This window comes from Azospirillum sp. B506, assembly GCF_000333595.1.
Classification (GTDB): domain Bacteria; phylum Pseudomonadota; class Alphaproteobacteria; order Azospirillales; family Azospirillaceae; genus Azospirillum.
In genome coordinates, this window is the sequence record NZ_BADK01000043.1 from 1 (window position 1) to 1,096 (window position 1,096).

The 1,096-nt window shown below is 68.2% G+C and carries 1 protein-coding gene and 1 pseudogene; both read left to right on the plus strand.

All coding sequences use genetic code 11. The annotated features are described in order from the left end of the window. The first annotated feature begins 28 nt into the window (after nt 1-28). Complete coding sequence (locus I71_RS37005) at nt 29-166, plus strand: BamA/TamA family outer membrane protein (protein WP_375731157.1); 138 nt, start codon at nt 29-31, stop codon at nt 164-166. A gap of 42 nt (nt 167-208) precedes the next feature. Beyond that, nucleotides 209-1,096 (plus strand): annotated as a pseudogene (locus tag I71_RS01190) (hypothetical protein); the annotation flags it as partial.

Here is a 1,096-nt window from a genome sequence, read left to right on the forward strand (position 1 = left end):
ACAGGCCTATCCCGACTTCAGCGAGCCGCTGCGCGTCGGCGCCGGGCTGGGCTTGCGCTATTACACCGACTTCGGCCCGCTGCGGGTCGATGTCGGCGTTCCGCTGAACCCCGCCAGCGGCGATGCACGCTGGCAGCTGTATCTCAGCCTGGGGCAGGCGTTCTGATGGCGCAATTTCGTCCCAATCCTTCGGGACGATGACCGTTTAATGCGGTTGGGACACGAGTGGCTGGTGAAAGGGCATGGTGTGACGGCGGTTCGCTTCCTTCTGGTCGGTCTGACGATCCTTGCCGGCCTGCTGGCCGGTCCGCAGCCCGCTCGGGCCTTCTCGCTGTTTGCTGGCGACACCGCCCGCGAATGGCTGATCGAGAAGATCGAGGGGGCCGTCGAATCGCCCGACATGCACCTGAAGCTCGGCGCCATCGACGGCAGCATCCCGACCGATTTCACCATTGCCACCGTCACGCTGGCCGACAGCCAGGGCGTCTGGCTGACCATCGACCGTCTGCATGTGGTGATGTCTCCGTCCGCCCTGTTCATGCGCAGCGCGAGGATCGATGCGCTGGAGGCGGCGTCGGTCGTGGTGACCCGTGCACCTGTCACCACCCAGCCGGCCGCGCCGTCGGACCCCAACGCCCCGCTTCTGCCCAGCCTGCCGGTCGACATCGACCTGAAGAAGCTGGTGATGGAGCGGCTGGAACTGGCACCGGCGCTGCTTGGCGAACAGGCGGTGCTGCGGATCGCCGGTGCGCTGGCGCTGGAGCACAGCGGCGGTGCGGTGAACGCCAATCTTTCGGTCGCTCGCATCGACGACAAGCCGGGCAAGGCCGATCTGGTCGCCGCCTTCGATCCCGGCAAGACCACTTTGACCCTGTCGGTCAATGCGTCGGAACCGGCTGGCGGCGTCATGGCCCGCGCGCTGTCGATTTCCGGCCTGCCGCCGGTCGAGCTGGCGCTGAAGGGCGACGGCACGCTGGACGACTGGACCGGCAAGCTGACCGCCATGGCCGGCGAGGCGGCCGCACCCGCCGGCGCGCTGACTGCCGACGCCACCATCAAGAAGCTGCCGGAGGGGCACGCCCTGACGCTGGCGGCC